This window comes from Shewanella morhuae, assembly GCF_900156405.1.
GTDB classification, from domain to species: domain Bacteria; phylum Pseudomonadota; class Gammaproteobacteria; order Enterobacterales; family Shewanellaceae; genus Shewanella; species Shewanella morhuae.
Genome location: NZ_FTNN01000001.1, coordinates 276,673 through 294,153, shown reverse-complemented (window position 1 = coordinate 294,153; position 17,481 = coordinate 276,673). Strand labels below are relative to the sequence as shown.

The 17,481-nt window shown below is 44.4% G+C and carries 15 protein-coding genes and 2 tRNA genes; 1 reads left to right on the top strand and 16 read right to left on the bottom strand.

Translation table 11 applies throughout. The annotated features are described in order from the left end of the window. From BW947_RS01270 to recA, 7 genes are all read right to left on the bottom strand, one after another. Positions 1 to 77, bottom strand: a tRNA-Arg gene (locus BW947_RS01270). Positions 78 to 99: 22 nt separating this feature from the next. Continuing rightward, positions 100 to 191 (bottom strand) — tRNA-Ser (locus tag BW947_RS01265). Positions 192 to 396: 205 nt separating this feature from the next. Then, the gene (csrA, locus tag BW947_RS01260; RefSeq protein ID WP_076496509.1) at positions 397 to 594 is read right to left on the bottom strand and encodes a carbon storage regulator CsrA; all 198 of its coding nucleotides are present in this window, start codon (positions 592 to 594) and stop codon (positions 397 to 399) included. 118 nt (positions 595 to 712) lie between these two features. Continuing rightward, positions 713 to 1,969 (bottom strand): aspartate kinase, encoded by a 1,257-nt coding sequence (locus BW947_RS01255; protein WP_076496508.1) that lies wholly within the window; start codon positions 1,967 to 1,969, stop codon positions 713 to 715. Positions 1,970 to 1,978: 9 nt separating this feature from the next. Further along, a complete protein-coding gene (gene alaS, locus BW947_RS01250) occupies positions 1,979 to 4,603 on the bottom strand; it encodes an alanine--tRNA ligase (RefSeq protein WP_076496507.1) in 2,625 nt (874 codons plus the stop codon). Positions 4,604 to 5,111: 508 nt separating this feature from the next. Then, positions 5,112 to 5,582 carry a regulatory protein RecX gene (locus tag BW947_RS01245; RefSeq protein WP_425272266.1) on the bottom strand — a complete coding sequence of 157 codons (471 nt, stop codon included), beginning with the start codon at positions 5,580 to 5,582 and terminating at the stop codon, positions 5,112 to 5,114. 17 nt (positions 5,583 to 5,599) lie between these two features. Then, positions 5,600 to 6,667, bottom strand: a complete 1,068-nt coding sequence (recA, locus tag BW947_RS01240; RefSeq protein WP_076496505.1) for a recombinase RecA — start codon at positions 6,665 to 6,667, stop codon at positions 5,600 to 5,602. Positions 6,668 to 7,065: 398 nt separating this feature from the next. On the opposite strand from recA, the gene mutS reads away from it, so the two are divergent. Next, positions 7,066 to 9,636, top strand: coding sequence for a DNA mismatch repair protein MutS (gene mutS, locus BW947_RS01235; protein ID WP_076496504.1), 2,571 nt, complete (start codon positions 7,066 to 7,068; stop codon positions 9,634 to 9,636). 185 nt (positions 9,637 to 9,821) lie between these two features. Here the strand turns inward: mutS and rpoS are convergent, their stop codons facing one another. The 9 genes from rpoS to eno form a co-directional block, all read right to left on the bottom strand. Then, positions 9,822 to 10,799: an RNA polymerase sigma factor RpoS gene (gene rpoS, locus BW947_RS01230; protein ID WP_076496503.1), complete on the bottom strand. Its 978-nt coding sequence runs from the start codon at positions 10,797 to 10,799 to the stop codon at positions 9,822 to 9,824. A gap of 80 nt (positions 10,800 to 10,879) precedes the next feature. After that, entirely contained in the window at positions 10,880 to 11,776 is an 897-nt protein-coding gene (locus BW947_RS01225; protein ID WP_076496502.1) for a peptidoglycan DD-metalloendopeptidase family protein, read from the bottom strand. Between the two features lie 89 nt (positions 11,777 to 11,865). Beyond that, complete coding sequence (locus BW947_RS01220) at positions 11,866 to 12,501, bottom strand: protein-L-isoaspartate(D-aspartate) O-methyltransferase (protein ID WP_076496501.1); 636 nt, start codon at positions 12,499 to 12,501, stop codon at positions 11,866 to 11,868. Then, positions 12,498 to 13,247: a 5'/3'-nucleotidase SurE gene (gene surE / locus BW947_RS01215; protein ID WP_076496500.1), complete on the bottom strand. Its 750-nt coding sequence runs from the start codon at positions 13,245 to 13,247 to the stop codon at positions 12,498 to 12,500. The genes BW947_RS01220 and surE overlap by 4 nt, the downstream gene beginning before the upstream one ends. After that, positions 13,244 to 14,386, bottom strand: coding sequence for a tRNA pseudouridine(13) synthase TruD (gene truD, locus BW947_RS01210; RefSeq protein ID WP_076496499.1), 1,143 nt, complete (start codon positions 14,384 to 14,386; stop codon positions 13,244 to 13,246). The genes surE and truD overlap by 4 nt, the downstream gene beginning before the upstream one ends. A gap of 20 nt (positions 14,387 to 14,406) precedes the next feature. Beyond that, positions 14,407 to 14,892, bottom strand: coding sequence for a 2-C-methyl-D-erythritol 2,4-cyclodiphosphate synthase (gene ispF / locus BW947_RS01205; protein WP_076496498.1), 486 nt, complete (start codon positions 14,890 to 14,892; stop codon positions 14,407 to 14,409). Positions 14,893 to 14,923: 31 nt separating this feature from the next. Further along, the gene (gene ispD / locus BW947_RS01200; protein WP_076496497.1) at positions 14,924 to 15,703 is read right to left on the bottom strand and encodes a 2-C-methyl-D-erythritol 4-phosphate cytidylyltransferase; all 780 of its coding nucleotides are present in this window, start codon (positions 15,701 to 15,703) and stop codon (positions 14,924 to 14,926) included. Positions 15,704 to 15,715: 12 nt separating this feature from the next. Further along, on the bottom strand, positions 15,716 to 16,015 hold the full coding sequence (gene ftsB / locus BW947_RS01195; protein WP_107884114.1) for a cell division protein FtsB: 300 nt from the start codon (positions 16,013 to 16,015) through the stop codon (positions 15,716 to 15,718). Between the two features lie 99 nt (positions 16,016 to 16,114). Next, positions 16,115 to 17,410, bottom strand: coding sequence for a phosphopyruvate hydratase (eno, locus tag BW947_RS01190; protein ID WP_076496495.1), 1,296 nt, complete (start codon positions 17,408 to 17,410; stop codon positions 16,115 to 16,117). Between the last annotated feature and the right edge of the window lie 71 nt (positions 17,411 to 17,481).

Sequence of the window (17,481 nt, the reverse complement as noted above, 5' to 3'; positions counted from 1 at the left end):
TGGTGCGCGTGGAAGGAGTCGAACCTCCGACCGCCTGGTTCGTAGCCAGGTACTCTATCCAGCTGAGCTACACGCGCATTATTTTCTATCGGTAAGAAATGGCGGAGAAGGAGGGATTCGAACCCTCGATGGGAGTTAAAGCCCATACTCCCTTAGCAGGGGAGCGCCTTCGGCCACTCGGCCACCTCTCCGTTTTCTTGGCGCACATATTACTGTTTGACGAAAATAAGTCAAACCCTTTTTCTGAAACAGATTCCATTTGAACTGTTTTTAATCACATTGCTGTTATATCAAGCCAATGTATTGATTTGCGCCAATCTTTTAAACTTAAAAATAAAAAAGCCAGCTAAAAAACTGACTCTTCTGTTACCGCTATACTCTTGCCTAAACAAAGTATTAAAAGTTTCCATCTTCCGACGGTGTACCTGACTTTTCAGATTGGATGCGTTGGTAGATTTCTTCACGATGAACTGAAACCTCTTTAGGTGCGTTAACACCGATACGCACTTGATTGCCTTTTACACCTAGCACTGTAACGGTGACTTCATCACCAATCATCAATGTTTCGCCAACACGACGAGTCAAAATCAGCATTCGATAGCTCCTTTATTTCTTAATTCAGCTTACACACGGCACTCATCCGGTAGATGGGCTTATTATAAGGTCAGCTTAGTACAAATTAATAGTATTCAATACGCAAACGGTTATTTAATTAGACCTTATTTAGCTCGAAAGCGTGATGTAACGCTCTTACCGCCTTCTGTAAGTCCCTTTCATCGATAACGGTTGACAATTTACTCTCTGACATCGAGAGTAACTTAGCATGAATAGTTTCATTACCCAAGACTTCTAGCATCTTAGTTAACAATCCTATTTTTGCCTGTAAACCTTTGCCAACTAAAGATACTTTTGCACGTTGCCGTTCAATAATCAATGGTCCAAGAGCAAGGCTTTCGCTTAATCCTTCAAGTTCATTAAGCAAAGTCTCCACCTTTGCTTCAGCGAGCATAAAACTTACTCGATCGGAGGGTGAGTCTTCATGTATACGTAATGGAGTAATAAACTCTACATCGATTTCTAACCGAGTTAAGCACCCTAATAAGGCTTGATAGCGCTCACTTGTAGTAAATAATCCTTCTATCGTCAGTGTCGCCAATGCTTTATTCACTGCAATGCCTTGGACTAACGAGGCCATACTTAATTCTGACTCATCGCCAAATTGAATTAACGTGCCCTGCCCAGCTTCAAAGCTTGATAAAACCCGCAGTGGCACCCGAAAACGTTCAGCGTATTCAACCGAATCGGGATGCAGCACTTTAGCACCAAGTCTGGCCATTTCAAGCATGACATCAAACCCAATCACATCGAGGCGGCGGGCACTGCTATCGATATTAGGATCAGTGGTAAATACCCCAGCAACATCGGTAAAGATTTGACACTCATCGGCGCCTAAAGCGGCCGCTAATGCAACGGCTGTGGTATCTGAACCGCCACGCCCTAATGTTGTAACATCACCGTGAGGATCTATCCCTTGGAACCCAGCGACGATTGGCACCACACCCTCATCAAGCAGAGATTGCAGATACTCAGTATCGACTCGCTCAATGCTGGCGCGTCCAAATTGGCTATTAGTATGAATTTGCACTTGATCGCCGGTCAAAGATTTAGCCTTAATACCGCGGCGCTGCAGCGCCATCGACATCAGGGCAATACTCACTTGCTCACCGGTTGACACTAACATATCTAATTCGCGCGCACTGGCGCGTGGATTAATTTGTGCAGCGAGGGCAAACAGGCGATTGGTCTCTCCTGCCATAGCAGATAAGACTAATACTTGTTGTTCGCCACTGTGAGCTGACTTTGTAATTTGCTCAGCGACCGCTTCGATACGTTCAATAGAACCCACCGAAGTGCCACCAAACTTTTTCACAAAAAGCTTGCTACCACTAAGCTTTCGTTTTTGGGGCACAGCAACCTCTTAAGCTAGACGCTCAGTAATCCAAGGTAATACTTGAGCCAATGCCGCATCCAGATTTTCTGGTTGGCTACCGCCCGCTTGAGCCATATCAGGACGACCGCCGCCTTTACCACCGACTTGTGCAGCGACCATAGCAACCAACTCACCAGCTTTCACTTTGTTGATTAGATCATTACTCACGCCAGCAATCAGGTTTACTTTACCTTCCTGCGCAGTGCCAAGAACGATAATGGCCGACTTCAATTTCTGCTTTAATTCATCTTGCAAACCGCGTAACGAGCTTGCTTCAACGCCATCTAACTTTTTAATGAGTACGTTAACGCCATTGATCACTACAGCATCACCGACTAAGTCAGCACTCGCCGCTGCCGCTAACTTATCTTTCAGCTGCGCCATTTCTTTTTCAAGTTGCTTCATCTTATCGAGCTGAGCTTTTAACTTAGCCACCACAGAGCTAGCATCACCCTTTAATAAGGCAGCCGCTTCTTCAAGCTGCGCTTGCTGCTGCGCGACATAAGCTATTGCTGCTGCACCGGTAACGGCTTCGATACGACGCACACCCGCAGCAATACCCGCTTCTGAGGTAATCTTGAACAAGCCGATATCACCAGTGCGGCCAACATGGGTACCACCGCACAATTCGATGGAGAAATCCCCCATAGTCACAACACGCACTTGCGAGTCATATTTCTCACCAAAGAGTGCCATAGCACCTTTTTCTTTGGCTTCGTCGATGCCCATTTCAGCAGTTTTCAGCTTATGGTTACGGCGAATTTGAGTATTAACTAATTCTTCGACCTGTTTTAATTCAGCAGCTTTAACGCCTTCAAAATGAGAGAAGTCAAAACGTAAACGCTCAGGGTCCACCAAAGAACCTTTTTGCGTGACGTGTGTACCAAGCACTTGGCGCAGCGCAGCATGTAGCAAATGGGTAACTGAATGATTGAGTTGAGTGCGGTGACGCAGATTTTTGTCGACTTTAGCTTCGACCACTTGGCCAACGCTTAAGCTGCCCGTAGATAAAATACCTTGATGACCCGTGGCTTGACCGTATTTTTGCGTGTCGTTAACCGTAAACTCAATACCGTTAGCAACCAATTGGCCCTTATCGCCCACTTGTCCGCCAGATTCAGCGTAGAATGGTGTCACATCGAGTACCACAACTGCTTCGTCACCCGCCTTGATAGCCGGCACTGACTCACCGTTTTGATAAATCGCTGTCACTTTAGCTTGGCCGGTTAATTCGGTGTAACCACAAAACTCAGTTTGCGCATCAATTTTCAGCGCCGCGTTATAATCTGCACCAAAGTTACCGGCAGCTTGTGCGCGGCTACGTTGCTCTGCCATAGCGACTTCAAAACCGGCTTCATCGACAATGATGTTACGTTCACGACATACGTCGGCGGTTAAATCCATTGGGAAACCATAGGTGTCATACAACTTAAATACGGTTTCGCCATCTAACGTTGTACCTTTTAACTCGTTTAAGGCGGTATCTAAAATACCTAAACCACGCTCAAGCGTACGAGCAAACTGCTCTTCCTCTGCTTTTAATGCTTTTTCAACAATGGCTTGAGTTTCAGCTAGCCCTTTTGCAGCATCACCCATCACCGCGATTAAAGATGGCACTAGCTTGTAGAAGAATGCTTCGGTCGCGCCTAACTTGTTGCCGTGGCGAACAGCGCGGCGAATAATGCGGCGCAGTACATAGCCACGGCCTTCGTTCGATGGCATAACGCCATCAGCAATTAAAAAGGCACATGAACGAATATGATCGGCAATCACTCGTAGCGACTTTTCAGATAAATCGCTGACGCCGATGATTTCTGCCGTTTTAGCGATCAGAGTACGGAAAATATCTATTTCGTAGTTAGAATGAACGCCTTGCATAATCGCGGCAATACGCTCAATTCCCATGCCAGTATCAACTGATGGCTTAGGTAAAGGCAGCATCTCACCAGATGCTTGGCGGTTGTACTGCATGAAAACGATGTTCCAGATTTCGATGAAACGATCGCCATCTTCTTCAGGACTGCCAGGACGGCCACCCCAAATATGGTCACCATGGTCATAAAAAATTTCAGAACATGGACCGCAAGGGCCAGTATCACCCATTTGCCAGAAGTTATCTGACGCATAAGCTGCGCCTTTGTTATCGCCGATACGGATAATGTTCTCGGCAGCAACACCAATCTTTTTATTCCAGATTTCAAAGGCTTCATCATCTGTTTGATAAATAGTAACGCACAGACGTTCTTTCGGCAGCTTTAGTGTTTCGGTCAAAAACGTCCAGCCAAAACGAATCGCTTCTTCTTTAAAATAATCACCAAAACTGAAGTTACCCAGCATTTCAAAAAAGGTGTGATGACGTGCGGTGTAGCCTACGTTATCTAAATCGTTATGCTTACCACCCGCGCGTACACAACGTTGAGCAGTGGTCGCACGCGTATAATTGCGTTTGTCCATGCCAAGAAACACGTCCTTAAATTGGTTCATGCCCGCATTGGTAAATAAAAGTGTCGGATCGTTGCTTGGCACTAATGAACTGCTGTCCACAACTTGATGGCCATTGCTGCGGAAAAATTCGAGGAAAGCGCTTCTTAGCTCTGCTGTAGTTTGATACATGAAATCGTCCTGAATTGGGTAAGCATTACCAGCTACGCCTTAGGCTAGCCGTATTTCTATTTGCCCAGCATTATAAGCAGACTGAGAAGGGACGACCAGTGTTGATTAGGGATATATCTCGCCAAACTGGCTCAAAAGTACCGATTTAACGGGAATTTAACCCACTATTTAACACACTCTAGTTAAGGTTATTAATCGCCCTGCACAAATGGGATCCACGCTATATATCTAGATTACGGCCATTTACAAAACTAACGGGCAAAGTAAACCATCGCCAATGCAGCACGCAATACTTTATCTGCGAGTAAATGCCAGCAATTAGGATAGAGTGGCGAGAAGTAAAACATCCCCAAAATGCTAATCGCAGACTCTGTCATTTGAGTAATAACGGCAATATTTAAGCGAATAGATATACAACGGGATGAGGTAAGAAAGTCTAAAAATGTGAATATTTGAGGATGAGCTTTTTATACTGCTATTTTGTACCGTTATTTTTTAAACTGGGCTATTAATCATTCTCGTCAAGATCATTAGGATCTACAGCTAACGCATAACTAATTTGATCATAGCTAAAACCTTGGCCCATTAAAAAACGTACCCGTTTTGCTTTCTCTTTGGCAATAAGATCGCGAGCCGTTGAGCCCTTAACCTCTGTGACGCGTGGAATACCGTATTTTTTTATCGCTTTGTCTTTTGCAAGCTCAAACCAATCACAATCACTATTCGTTATTGCCACTTCAATGCAATCTTTAGACAGGCCTTTCTGTGCCATAGCTTGGCGGATTCGAATTGTACCGTGGCCTCGACTAATGTGGCTACGCACTAATAGCTCGGCATAACGATTGTCATTGATAAAACCGGAGGATTCACAAGCATCGAGCACAGGTTCGATATCGTTAAGTTCGAATCCCTTTTCGAGCAGTTTGTCGCGGATTTGTAGACGGGAATAATCGCGGCGCGCTAACAGCGCGACCGCGATTTGACGGGCAGACTGGCTCAGAATACTTCGCCTGTCTCTAAATCAACATTATCATCGCTAGGTGATGTGTTATCAGTAGCAGGTATGCCACCTTTGCTAAGCAACAATTCACGTAATGTCGTATCAATCTCAGCAGCAATTGCCGGGTTTTCAGTTAAGAAACGTCCTGCATTGGCACGGCCTTGACCAATTTTCTCGCCTTTATAGCTATACCAAGCACCCGCTTTCTCAACCAATTTATGCGCTACACCTAAATCGACTAACTCGCCGGTACGGTTAATACCTTGGCCATAGAGAATTTGGAATTCGGCTTGCTTAAAGGGGGCAGCAATTTTGTTTTTAACGACTTTAACGCGTGTTTCGTTACCAACAACTTCATCGCCGTCTTTGATCGCGCCAGTACGGCGAATATCTAAGCGTACAGAAGCATAGAACTTCAGTGCGTTACCGCCAGTGGTCGTTTCTGGGTTACCAAACATCACACCAATCTTCATACGGATTTGGTTGATAAAAATAAGTAACGTATTAGATTGCTTTAAGTTACCCGCAAGCTTACGCATTGCTTGGCTCATCATACGCGCCGCTAAGCCCATATGAGAATCACCAATTTCGCCTTCAATTTCAGCTTTAGGTGTTAGAGCCGCCACTGAGTCAACAACAATCACATCAACAGCGCCAGAACGAGTTAATGCATCACAAATTTCCAGTGCTTGCTCACCCGTATCAGGTTGTGAACAAAGTAAATTATCAATATCTACGCCTAATTTTTTAGCATAAATAGGATCTAGAGCGTGCTCAGCATCAATAAACGCACAGGTTTTACCTTGACGTTGCGCGGCGGCAATCACTTCTAAGGTTAATGTCGTTTTACCTGATGATTCAGGGCCGTAAATTTCAACAATACGCCCCATTGGCAAACCACCAGCACCTAAAGCAACGTCCAGAGACAGAGAACCGGTAGAAATGGTCTCAACATCCATTGAGCGATCTTCGCCCAGCTTCATGATGGAGCCTTTACCAAATTGTTTTTCAATCTGGCTCAATACCGCAGCAAGTGCTTTCTCTTTATTTGGATCGACCTTCATTCCAGTTCCCTCATTAAGACAAGCCATAAGCTGTCAAAAGTGATATTCAATTTAAAAACGGGTAATTCAAAAAGCAGGGCTTTTTGCCTTAATTCTGCTGCTTAGTATACTGTACAATCATACAGTATCAAGACCTGTGACTGAATTATTTTTAGCTTAGGACATTTTTCAATCTGGCTAAGGTTTTAGCAAAAATAAAATCAGATAAGCTATCACTTTACCGAATATACATACTTAAGAGCGCAATTTTAGATAAATTATTGCTAAGATTGGCATAACTAATTTTGAGTGATTTTTTAGGTTAAATTTACAAAGCAGTCTCCTGCTGGGTATAGCGCCGAATCACACTAGCAAACTGATATCGCCTTTAGGCAGTCACAACGGACGATAACGATTTAATGAATGCAATTGATACCAATGATTTAGAAAAACATACCCCTATGATGCGTCAATACTTGGCGATGAAAGCAGAACATCACGACATGTTGCTGTTCTACCGAATGGGTGACTTTTACGAGTTATTTTATGATGATACTAAACGGGCGTCTGAACTATTGGGCATTTCACTCACGGCACGGGGTAAAAGTGGTGGCGACCCAATTCCCATGGCTGGGCTCCCTTACCATGCTGTAGAAGGCTATCTTGCAAAATTAGTTCAAATTGGCCAATCGGTGGCCATATGCGAACAAATTGGCGATCCGGCAACCTCTAAAGGGCCGGTTGAACGTAAAGTAGTACGTATCGTCACGCCAGGAACATTAACCGACGAAGCACTGCTGCAAGAACGCCAAGACAACCTGTTAGCGGCGGTTTATCAAGGTAAGATTGGCTTTGGTTATGCGACGTTAGATGTGTCATCTGGACGTTTTGTCATTGCCGAGCTTGATACCATAGAATCATTAGAAGCTGAGTTACAACGCACAAACCCAGTAGAAATTCTCTACAGTGAAGATTTTAGTGCACTTGGGTTGCTCAGCGGTTTTAAAGGTAAACGCCGTCGCCCAGAATGGGAGTTTGATTACGACACTAGCCTTAAACTATTGCTGAACCAGTTTGGCACGAAAGATTTGCATGGTTTTGGGGTCGCTGATGCACGTCTATCCTTACAGGCGGCGGGTTGTTTGATGCAATATGTCAAAGATACCCAGCGCACAGCACTACCCCATATCAATGCTATTACTCGCTTTAATCAAAGCGATAGCATCGTGTTGGATGCCGCAACTCGTCGTAACTTAGAGCTCACCCAAAATCTTGCTGGTGGTCGCGATAATACCTTAGCCGCCGTTTTGGATAACACGGCAACGCCTATGGGCAGCCGCATGTTGCAGCGCTGGATCCATCAACCGCTGCGCGATCCAAATCAAATTCGCGCACGCCAACAGGCCATAACAGAACTGCTCGATAACACAGCTCACGTGAGCCTGCATGAACAGTTAAAAGCACTTGGTGATATCGAACGTATCATGGCAAGACTTGCCCTGCGCACCGCGCGTCCAAGGGATTTTGCCCGTTTGCGCCAAGCTCTGAGTTTATTACCTGAATTGCAACAGAGTTTAAGCACACTAAGCGCACCACATACAGTCAAATTATGTCAATACTTGGGCGAATTTCCTGAGCAACAAATGCTACTCGAGCGCGCAATAGTAGATAACCCGCCGATGCTCATCCGCGATGGCGGCGTGATCCGTGAAGGTTACAACAGCGAATTAGATGAATGGCGGGCACTAAGTGAAGGTGCGAGTGACTATTTAGTACAACTCGAAGCCAGAGAGAAGGAACGTACTGGTATCAATACACTTAAAGTAGGTTATAACCGCGTACACGGTTATTACATTGAAGTAAGCCGCCTACAATCAGCACAAGTACCGCTTGATTACCAACGTCGCCAGACTCTTAAAAATATGGAGCGTTATATCACGCCCGAACTTAAGGTATACGAAGAAAAAGTGTTGTCGAGCCAAGGTAAAGCACTGGCACTCGAAAAACAGTTATGGGAACAGTTATTCGATCTAATCTTACCAAAATTACATGAATTACAAGCTTTTGCACGAGCAGCAGCTGAGCTTGATGTGTTAAGTAACTTTGCCGAGCGCGCAGAAACTTTAGGCTACACCTGCCCTGAATTAAGCCTAGATATTGGTGTGAAAATTAATGCAGGTCGTCACCCTGTGGTTGAGCGCGTCAGCCAAACGCCTTTTATCGCTAACCCAGTCACCTTGCACCCTCAAAGACGTATGTTGATTGTTACGGGCCCTAATATGGGTGGTAAATCAACGTACATGCGCCAAGTGGCCTTGATTACGCTTATGGCACATATTGGCTGTTTTGTCCCTGCCGAATATGCCCTTATAGGCCCTATTGATCGCATATTTACGCGTATTGGTGCATCAGATGATTTAGCATCTGGCCGCTCAACCTTTATGGTAGAAATGACTGAAACGGCTAATATTTTGCACAACGCCACGGCTAGCAGCCTAGTATTAATGGATGAAATTGGCCGCGGGACATCGACATATGATGGCTTATCGCTCGCTTGGTCAGCAGCAGAATATTTAGCCCAGCAGGTCGGAGCCATGACCTTATTCGCAACACATTATTTTGAGCTTACTCAGTTACCTGAACTCATTGCCGGTGTTTATAATGTGCACCTTGATGCTATTGAGCACGAAGACACCATTGCTTTTATGCATGCAGTACAGGAAGGCGCGGCCAGTAAAAGTTACGGTTTACAAGTTGCAGCACTAGCTGGCGTGCCCAGTAAAGTGATTAAAGCGGCTAAACATAAGTTACAACAATTAGAGAGTCGTGATCATCAATCAGAAGGTACAAAAACGCCAATCCAAAGCTTACTCGCATTACCTGAGCCTCTTGAAAACCCAGCGTTAACGAAGTTAAGCAGTATTAACCCAGATAATCTAACTCCAAAACAGGCACTTGATTTACTCTATGAACTGAAACGTTTGAGCTAACTGATTTGATTGAATGAGTGGATTGAGCGAGTTGATATAACGGTTTTTATTGAATCTGTTTAGAATAAATATCTAAAAAATAATGAAAACAATAACGCCCACAATGTGGGCGTTTTACTTTATCTCCCGCATCAAACACTAATGGGATTATCTGGCACTCTCCAAAGAGCTGCAGAAAACTACCGTTAGTCTCGAAATAAAGCTTCAACCGATAAGCCTTGCGATCCTAATAAGTCACGTAGACGTTTTAGCGCTTCCACTTGGATTTGGCGTACGCGTTCACGAGTTAACCCAATTTCAGCCCCCACATCTTCAAGCGTAGAAGGTTCATAACCTAACAAACCAAAACGACGAGCTAATACTTCTCTTTGTTTAGTATTGAGCTCATTAAGCCACTTAACAATTGAGTTAGAAATGTCTTCATCTTGCACTTTATAATCAGGACCAACACTATCATCATCGGCTAAAATATCCAGTAATGCCTTCTCGCTATCACCGCCTAATGGGGTATCCACAGAGGTAATTTTTTCATTCAATTTAAGCATACGACTAACATCTGAACTAGAAACCTGTAATTTTTCAGCGATTTCTTCTGCTGTAGGCTCGTGATCGAGTTTTTGCGCTAACTCGCGGGCTGTACGCAAGTACACGTTCAACTCTTTAACAACATGGATGGGCAAACGAATAGTGCGAGTTTGGTTCATAATTGCACGTTCAATGGTTTGTCTAATCCACCAAGTCGCATAGGTTGAAAAACGGAAACCTCTTTCGGGATCAAACTTCTCGACGGCGCGAATTAAGCCTAAATTGCCTTCTTCAATAAGATCAAGCAGAGCTAAACCACGATTGTTGTAACGGCGTGCAATCTTAACGACCAGACGTAAATTACTTTCAATCATGCGATTACGGGATTTGGCACAGCCTTTTAAGGCTTTACGGGAAAAGTAAACTTCTTCTTCTGCGCTAAGCAATGGGGAAAAACCGATCTCACCTAAATAAAGTTGAGTGGCATCAAGATTTTTTTGAAGGTCTTCTTGGACTTGTTGTTCTATACCTAATTCTTGGACTAAATCAGGGTTGACGTCTTTTTCAAGATCAATGTCTACGGTTTCAATGGAAAAATCGACTAGTGCTTCTGCGGCAGTGCTATTTGTGCGACTCATAATTAAATCTCCCAAACCTAATTAACTAGCTGAATAATTACAATTTTATATCCTCCATTTGCCAACAAGGCCCTAAACCATCATTGTTTAGGTAAATAAGTAAGTGGGTTTACAGATTTTCCATGGTAACGAATTTCAAAATGTAACATTACCCGATTCGCACCCGTATTACCCATTTTCGCAACAGTTTGCCCAGCGAGGACATGTTGTTTCTCTTTGACTAAGATCGTATCCGTATGAGCATAAGCGCTCAAGTAATCGTCACTATGCTTAATAATGACCAAATTACCGTAACCCCTAAGAGCATTTCCCGCATATACCACCCGCCCATCTGCAGCAGCTTTGATGATATCTCCCCGATTTCCTGCAATCTTAATTCCTTTATTTCCCTGCTCATTGGCAGAGTAAGTTCCGATTAACGCTCCTTTTACTGGCCACTCCCACCGACTCACGCTCGTTGGCAGTGTTGAAGTAGGTGCGACCCGAATATCGTTAACACTTTGTTTTGAACTTGTTACAGAGTACGCAGGCTTTACTTTCTGATCAAGTGTTATTTTTTGTTCTTGCTTTAACTGGATATCAGTTTTTGAAACTGATTTAACAGACTGATTTTCAATGGCTTTACCTCCAGCTCGACTCTTAGGCGTCGTGGTTCTGCCATCTATAGTGGGTGGTTTTGATTTAACGCTGTTCTTAGCCGTTGTGAGAGATAACACCTGTCCGGGATAGATTGTATAAGCGTTATCTAATTGGTTTAATTTGGCTATTTCAGAGAAATCTTTTCCTGCCGCCCAAGAAATAGAGTAAAGCGTGTCACCTTTTTTAACCTTATATGAATTCGATTTAATGTGGCCTCTGCCATTTTTAGCATAACTGTGAGAGGCATTTTCGACAGGTGCAGGCCGGCTGGCCTGAAAGCTACAGCCTACAAGCAGAAATATAAAACATAGGTTTAGGAGTAAACCTGCATTGAACAATAAAAACTCCTTGGTCGGGTTGCATTACTGTTTATGATGAGAAAAGTGCGACCACAAAGATATTTATACAGGACAGGGGCATAATGCCATTAAGCTAGCTCCCCATTAATCAGCGGCACAAATTTTACCGTTTCAATAACTTCAGAACTAAAGCGGTCTGCAGTTCGAGTTATTCTCATCAATTGCTGGGTATCCTCTCCCACAGGTAAAACTAACACTCCACCTTCGGTGAGTTGCGACAATAAAGCCTCTGGGATGGTCGCCGCTGCCGCAGTCACCATAATGGCATCGAATGGACCACGATTAGACCAGCCTAGCCAACCATCACCATATTTAAACGATACATTATGTAAATCTAAGCGTTTTAAGCGCTGCCGAGCTTGAATTTGTAGCCCTTTTATCCGCTCAACGGTACACAGTTGCGGGACTAACTGCGCTAAAATTGCCGCCTGATAGCCCGATCCCGTACCGACCTCTAAGACCCGCTGTGGCATCTTATGTAATAGGAGCTCAGTCATGCGAGCCACTATGTAAGGCTGTGAAATAGTTTGGCCTTGGCCAATAGGCAAAGCAGTATTTTCATAGGCTTTGTGGGCTAAGGCATTGTCGAGAAACATTTCCCGTGGCGTACACGATATCGCCTTTAACACGGCTTGATTGCGAATACCCGCATCATGAAGCTTTTTAGCTAAATTCACCGCCGATGTTAAGGCAACTCGAGTCATATTTTATCTACCCAATTTTGCAATGCCGATAATTGTCCATAAGCGGTCAAATCTACCGTCAAAGGTGTAATAGAAACGTAACCATTGGCGATGGCATGAAAATCAGTGCCTTCACTTGCATCCTGCTCTGGTCCTGGTGGGCCAAGCCAAAATATCTCTCGTCCGGCAGGATCTTGGGTTCGTACAACACCTTCAGCCTTATCTCGAGCGCCAAGGCGAGTCACTCTTATGCCTTTAATTTGATCAAGAGGTAAATCTGGTACATTCACATTTAAAATCTGATCCTTTGCCAAAGGTTGAGCGAGTAATCCTTGCACTATCCGCCGCGCATATACAGCCGCAGTCTGATAATGTTCAAATTTTCGACCATCAAGCGAAATCGCAACCGCAGGGAAACCTAAAAAACGCCCTTCCATCGCAGCAGCTACCGTCCCAGAATATAAGGTATCATCACCCATGTTCGCGCCCGCATTGATGCCTGAAACCACCATGTCGGGCTCGCCGTCATACAATTCACGAATTGCTAAATGAACGCAATCGGTCGGTGTACCGTGGACTGAAATGTAACCATTATCTAACCTATTAATTCTTAATGGATTAGTCAAGGTTAATGAGTTACTTGCCCCAGAACAATTACGATCGGGCCCCACGGTTAACACTGTGGCAATTTCAGCCATCGCCTCAGATAGTGCTTTGATGCCCGGCGCATTAATTCCATCATCGTTGCTTACAAGGATACGGATCATAATTTGGCTTCAATGCTAGATGCAGCTTCAGTATTTTCAATCTTAGTTGCAGTTGTATTAGCTGCTATGTTGACAGTTGTTGTCTCAGATACGGGCTCCTGCACCAGTGTCGCTTGCCATTGCTGCTCTTTCACATCTTGATAATTGACTAATTCTCTCAATAACGAGGTCGCGAAACTGCCAGCAGGCAATACAAACTCCAGCACTAAGCCCTCAGCGGTTTGCTCATACTTAAGCGCTTGTGGCTCAAGGAGTAATGGCCGGCGCTCCTGCTCTAATCCTGCATGTTCAAGACCATAACAATCGTCAGCCAGTTCAGTCAAAGCTAAGGTTTCTACTGCAGCAGCTTCGCCTTGAGGCAGCATCATGCCACGGCCCCATAACGGTGCAGATAATTGAATGTCTTTTTCAATAAGGCGTTTTAATACGACCAAATCCCACTCTGGCGTCACGAAAAAGCTTTTACTCCCCGCTAACATCACACAATCACCCGCGAGAGGCTTAGTGCCATGGTTGGCTAAACGGTATGACACAACGGTATTAAATAGATTTGAGCGCACGGCAGACAAATACATGCTGCGTTTATTTCTATCTTTAACTTTCTTACCCGCCATCATTTGGCGGCCAAAGACTAAGTTTTTGCCATCATGACCAAACCGCTGCTCACCAAAATAATTAGGTACTCCAATCTGAGCGACTTTTTCGATACGACTAATAATGTCTTCAACGTGGGTGACATTTCGCAGCGTTAAAATAAAGCGGTTACCCAGCAAAGCGCCAATACGCAGTTTTTTACTGTGACGACTGCTTGATAAAATGGTTAAACGCTCGCTATTGAGATCATTCCAAAGCGGCGTTTCTTTACCCGGAATACGTACACCAAACCATTGTTCTGTGATGGCATTTTTGTCTTTTTGCCCCGCGTAAGTGACTTCTTTGGGATGCACTTTAGCGAACTTAGCGATCATTTCAGCCACTTGTACTGTATTAAAACCCTCTTTACGTACATGCAGCATATGATGTTCACCTTCACCCGTTGGGCTAAAAGGTAAAATCTCTTTCACGATAAAATCGCTATTTTGGGTTCTTAGATCTGCTGTACCTAAAGGTTTGCCATACAGATAATGTAATTCGCTCATGGGACTCTTTTACTCTCAAGTTAATCGTGTTTACGGACCATCAGTACCACGGCTTCTACCGCTATACCTTCTTTACGTCCGGTAAATCCTAGCTGTTCAGTTGTGGTCGCCTTGACATTAATATCGTCAAGTTTTGCTGTTAAATCAGTAACTAATACTTTCCGCATTGCTTCAATGTGTGGCGCCATTTTAGGAGCTTGGGCGATAATAGTGACATCGAGATTACCTAATTCAAACCCTTTCGCTTGGGCTAAAGCATAGCAATGACGTAGCAATACACGGCTATCAGCACCTTTATAGGCAGCATCTGTGTCAGGAAAATGTTTACCAATGTCACCCAATGCTAATGCGCCTAGAATCGCATCAGAAATAGCATGCAGCACTACGTCACCATCGGAATGCGCCATTAGGCCTGTCTCATAGGGCACGTTAACACCACAGAGAATAAGGGGTTGTGCCGCGCCAAACTTATGAACATCGAAACCATGACCAATACGGATTTTCATTTATTGCTCCTAATTTATTGTTTAGTTTTGTTTACCGCGACGATAACGCGCGCATTAAAAATAGTTCAGCTAACCCAAAATCATCAGGGTGAGTCACTTTAATATTGTCGGCACGGCCAGAAACGAGCCCAGGTGATATTCCTGCCCATTCCATTGCCGATGCTTCATCTGTCACGACCGCGCCGGCGGCCATAGCAGCATTGAGATAACCTTTTAGTTGCCCTGTCGGAAACAACTGCGGCGTCAGTGCATGCCATAAATCATCACGACATACTGTCGTGCCTATTTCACCCAGCTGATTCGCACGCTTCATCGTATCTCGTACTGGCATAGCTAAAATAGCACCTTGGGGGAATTGCCTTCGGGATGCGAGTAACTTATCAATATCAGCTGCAGTTAAACACGGCCTTGCTGCATCATGCACTAAGGCCCAACTGTTTTGCGGTGCAAGCTGCAAGGCCGCCAATACAGAATCAGCGCGCTCTCCTCCCCCTAATACTTTGATTAACTTAGGATGGATAGCCTGAGGCAAGGAGTCGAAAATATCATCATCAGGATGTAAAGCCACAATCACTTGAGAAATTTGCGGGTGGGAAAGCAGTCTATCTAAGGTATGAGCAAGAATGCTCTGGCCACAAACTTCAAGGTATTGTTTAGGCCTATCAGCGCCCATACGGCTGCCAATACCCGCCGCAGGAACAATGGCCACCACAGCCTGAGTCACATGCTCAATTTGAATAGCGGGTTCAGATTGGTTTTCAAGATTAGCTGAGGTAATTAATCCATGCTCCACACATTCTAACGCTGTCATCCTAACTCCATATTACTGAGATGGATTCGATACTGAGCGATCGCCACCCACGACGCGATAAAAGGTTTCACCTTCTTTCACCATACCGAGTTCGTTGCGCGCACGTTCTTCAATAGCTTCAGTGCCGCTTTTCAAGTCGATAATCTCTTCCTTTAGCACTTGGTTACGCTCATTAAGCTTGGCGTTACCATCCTGCTGGGCGGCAATTTGCTTTTCCAGGACGAAGTATTCGGGCAGGCTATTGTTTCCCGTCCAAAGTCGAAATTGCAGTAAAGCGAGTAGCACTATGAGTGCAATGACAAAAAATTTCATGGAGGAATTAGCGTCAGTATCTTGGATTAAAAAAATATACTGCAGATAGTACAACAAAAAAGGCCACCAAGTGGTGGCCTTTTTAAATCAAACGTTAAATTACGCCTGACCTTTGATCTCTTTCAAACCACGGTATGGGGCTTTTTCACCTAATTGCTCTTCGATACGCAGCAATTGGTTGTATTTAGCCACGCGATCAGAACGGCACAGTGAACCGGTTTTGATTTGACCTGCTGCAGTACCTACAGCTAAATCAGCAATAGTTGAATCTTCAGTTTCACCACTACGGTGTGAAATAACCACGGTATAACCTGCATCTTTCGCCATACGAATAGCGGCTAAGGTTTCAGTCAGTGAACCGATTTGGTTGAACTTGATGAGGATTGAGTTAGCAATACCGTTTTCAATACCACGGGTTAAGATTTTAGTGTTAGTGACGAATAAATCATCGCCCACTAATTGCAGCTTATCGCCCATAATTTGAGTTTGATAAGCCCAACCATCCCAATCTGATTCATCTAAACCATCTTCAATAGAAACAATTGGGTATTGGTCTGCCAATGATTTTAAGAAATCAGAGAAACCGTTCGAGTCAAATACCTTACCCTCGCCCGCTAAATCGTATTTGCCGTCTTTATAGAATTCAGATGCGGCGCAATCAAGCGCTAATGTCACATCGGTTCCTAACTTGTAGCCAGCTAATTCAACCGCTTCTTTGATAATGGCTAACGCATCAGCATTTGACGCTAGGTTAGGTGCAAAACCACCTTCGTCACCAACAGAAGTGCTTAGACCTTTGTCGTGTAATACTTTTTTCAGTGTGTGAAAAATTTCAGAACCCATGCGCAGTGCTTCACGGAAGGTTTTTGCGCCAACAGGTTGTACCATGAACTCTTGGATATCAACGTTGTTATCAGCGTGCTCGCCACCGTTTAAGATGTTCATCATAGGCACAGGCATTGAATACTGGCCTGGTGTACCGTTTAATTCTGCGATGTGGGCATACAAAGGAATACCTTTAAATGCTGCAGCCGCTTTTGCCGCCGCTAAAGACACAGCTAAAATCGCGTTTGCGCCTAACTTGTCTTTGTTTTCTGTGCCATCTAAATCAATCATGATTTGATCAAGCTCGGCTTGAGCTGTAGCATCTTTACCCAGTAATGCAGCACGGATTGGGCCATTTACGTTAGCAACGGCGGTTAATACGCCTTTACCTAAATAACGGCTTTTATCGCCATCACGTAATTCTAACGCTTCGCGGCTACCGGTTGATGCGCCAGAAGGCGCTGCTGCCATACCAACAAAGCCGCCTTCTAAATGCACTTCAGCTTCAACAGTTGGGTTACCACGAGAATCCATAATCTCGCGACCAATCACATTAATAATCTTAGCCATAATACCCTCGATTTAAGTTTAAAAATAAAAGAAAAAATTAATACCTATAGGAATAAATCTCCCACATAGCA

Coding starts and splice junctions, on each gene's coding strand:
- surE (WP_076496500.1), bottom strand. CDS start 13,247: ATGATCCGTATCCTTGTAAGCAACGATGATGGAATTAATGCGCCGGGC.
- BW947_RS01220 (WP_076496501.1), bottom strand. CDS start 12,501: ATGACTCGAGTTGCCTTAACATCGGCGGTGAATTTAGCTAAAAAGCTT.
- ispF (WP_076496498.1), bottom strand. CDS start 14,892: ATGAAAATCCGTATTGGTCATGGTTTCGATGTTCATAAGTTTGGCGCG.
- rpoS (WP_076496503.1), bottom strand. CDS start 10,799: ATGAGTCGCACAAATAGCACTGCCGCAGAAGCACTAGTCGATTTTTCC.
- recA (WP_076496505.1), bottom strand. CDS start 6,667: ATGAAGGTCGATCCAAATAAAGAGAAAGCACTTGCTGCGGTATTGAGC.
- eno (WP_076496495.1), bottom strand. CDS start 17,410: ATGGCTAAGATTATTAATGTGATTGGTCGCGAGATTATGGATTCTCGT.
- mutS (WP_076496504.1), top strand. CDS start 7,066: ATGAATGCAATTGATACCAATGATTTAGAAAAACATACCCCTATGATG.
- ispD (WP_076496497.1), bottom strand. CDS start 15,703: ATGACAGCGTTAGAATGTGTGGAGCATGGATTAATTACCTCAGCTAAT.
- alaS (WP_076496507.1), bottom strand. CDS start 4,603: ATGTATCAAACTACAGCAGAGCTAAGAAGCGCTTTCCTCGAATTTTTC.
- csrA (WP_076496509.1), bottom strand. CDS start 594: ATGCTGATTTTGACTCGTCGTGTTGGCGAAACATTGATGATTGGTGAT.
- truD (WP_076496499.1), bottom strand. CDS start 14,386: ATGAGCGAATTACATTATCTGTATGGCAAACCTTTAGGTACAGCAGAT.
- ftsB (WP_107884114.1), bottom strand. CDS start 16,015: ATGAAATTTTTTGTCATTGCACTCATAGTGCTACTCGCTTTACTGCAA.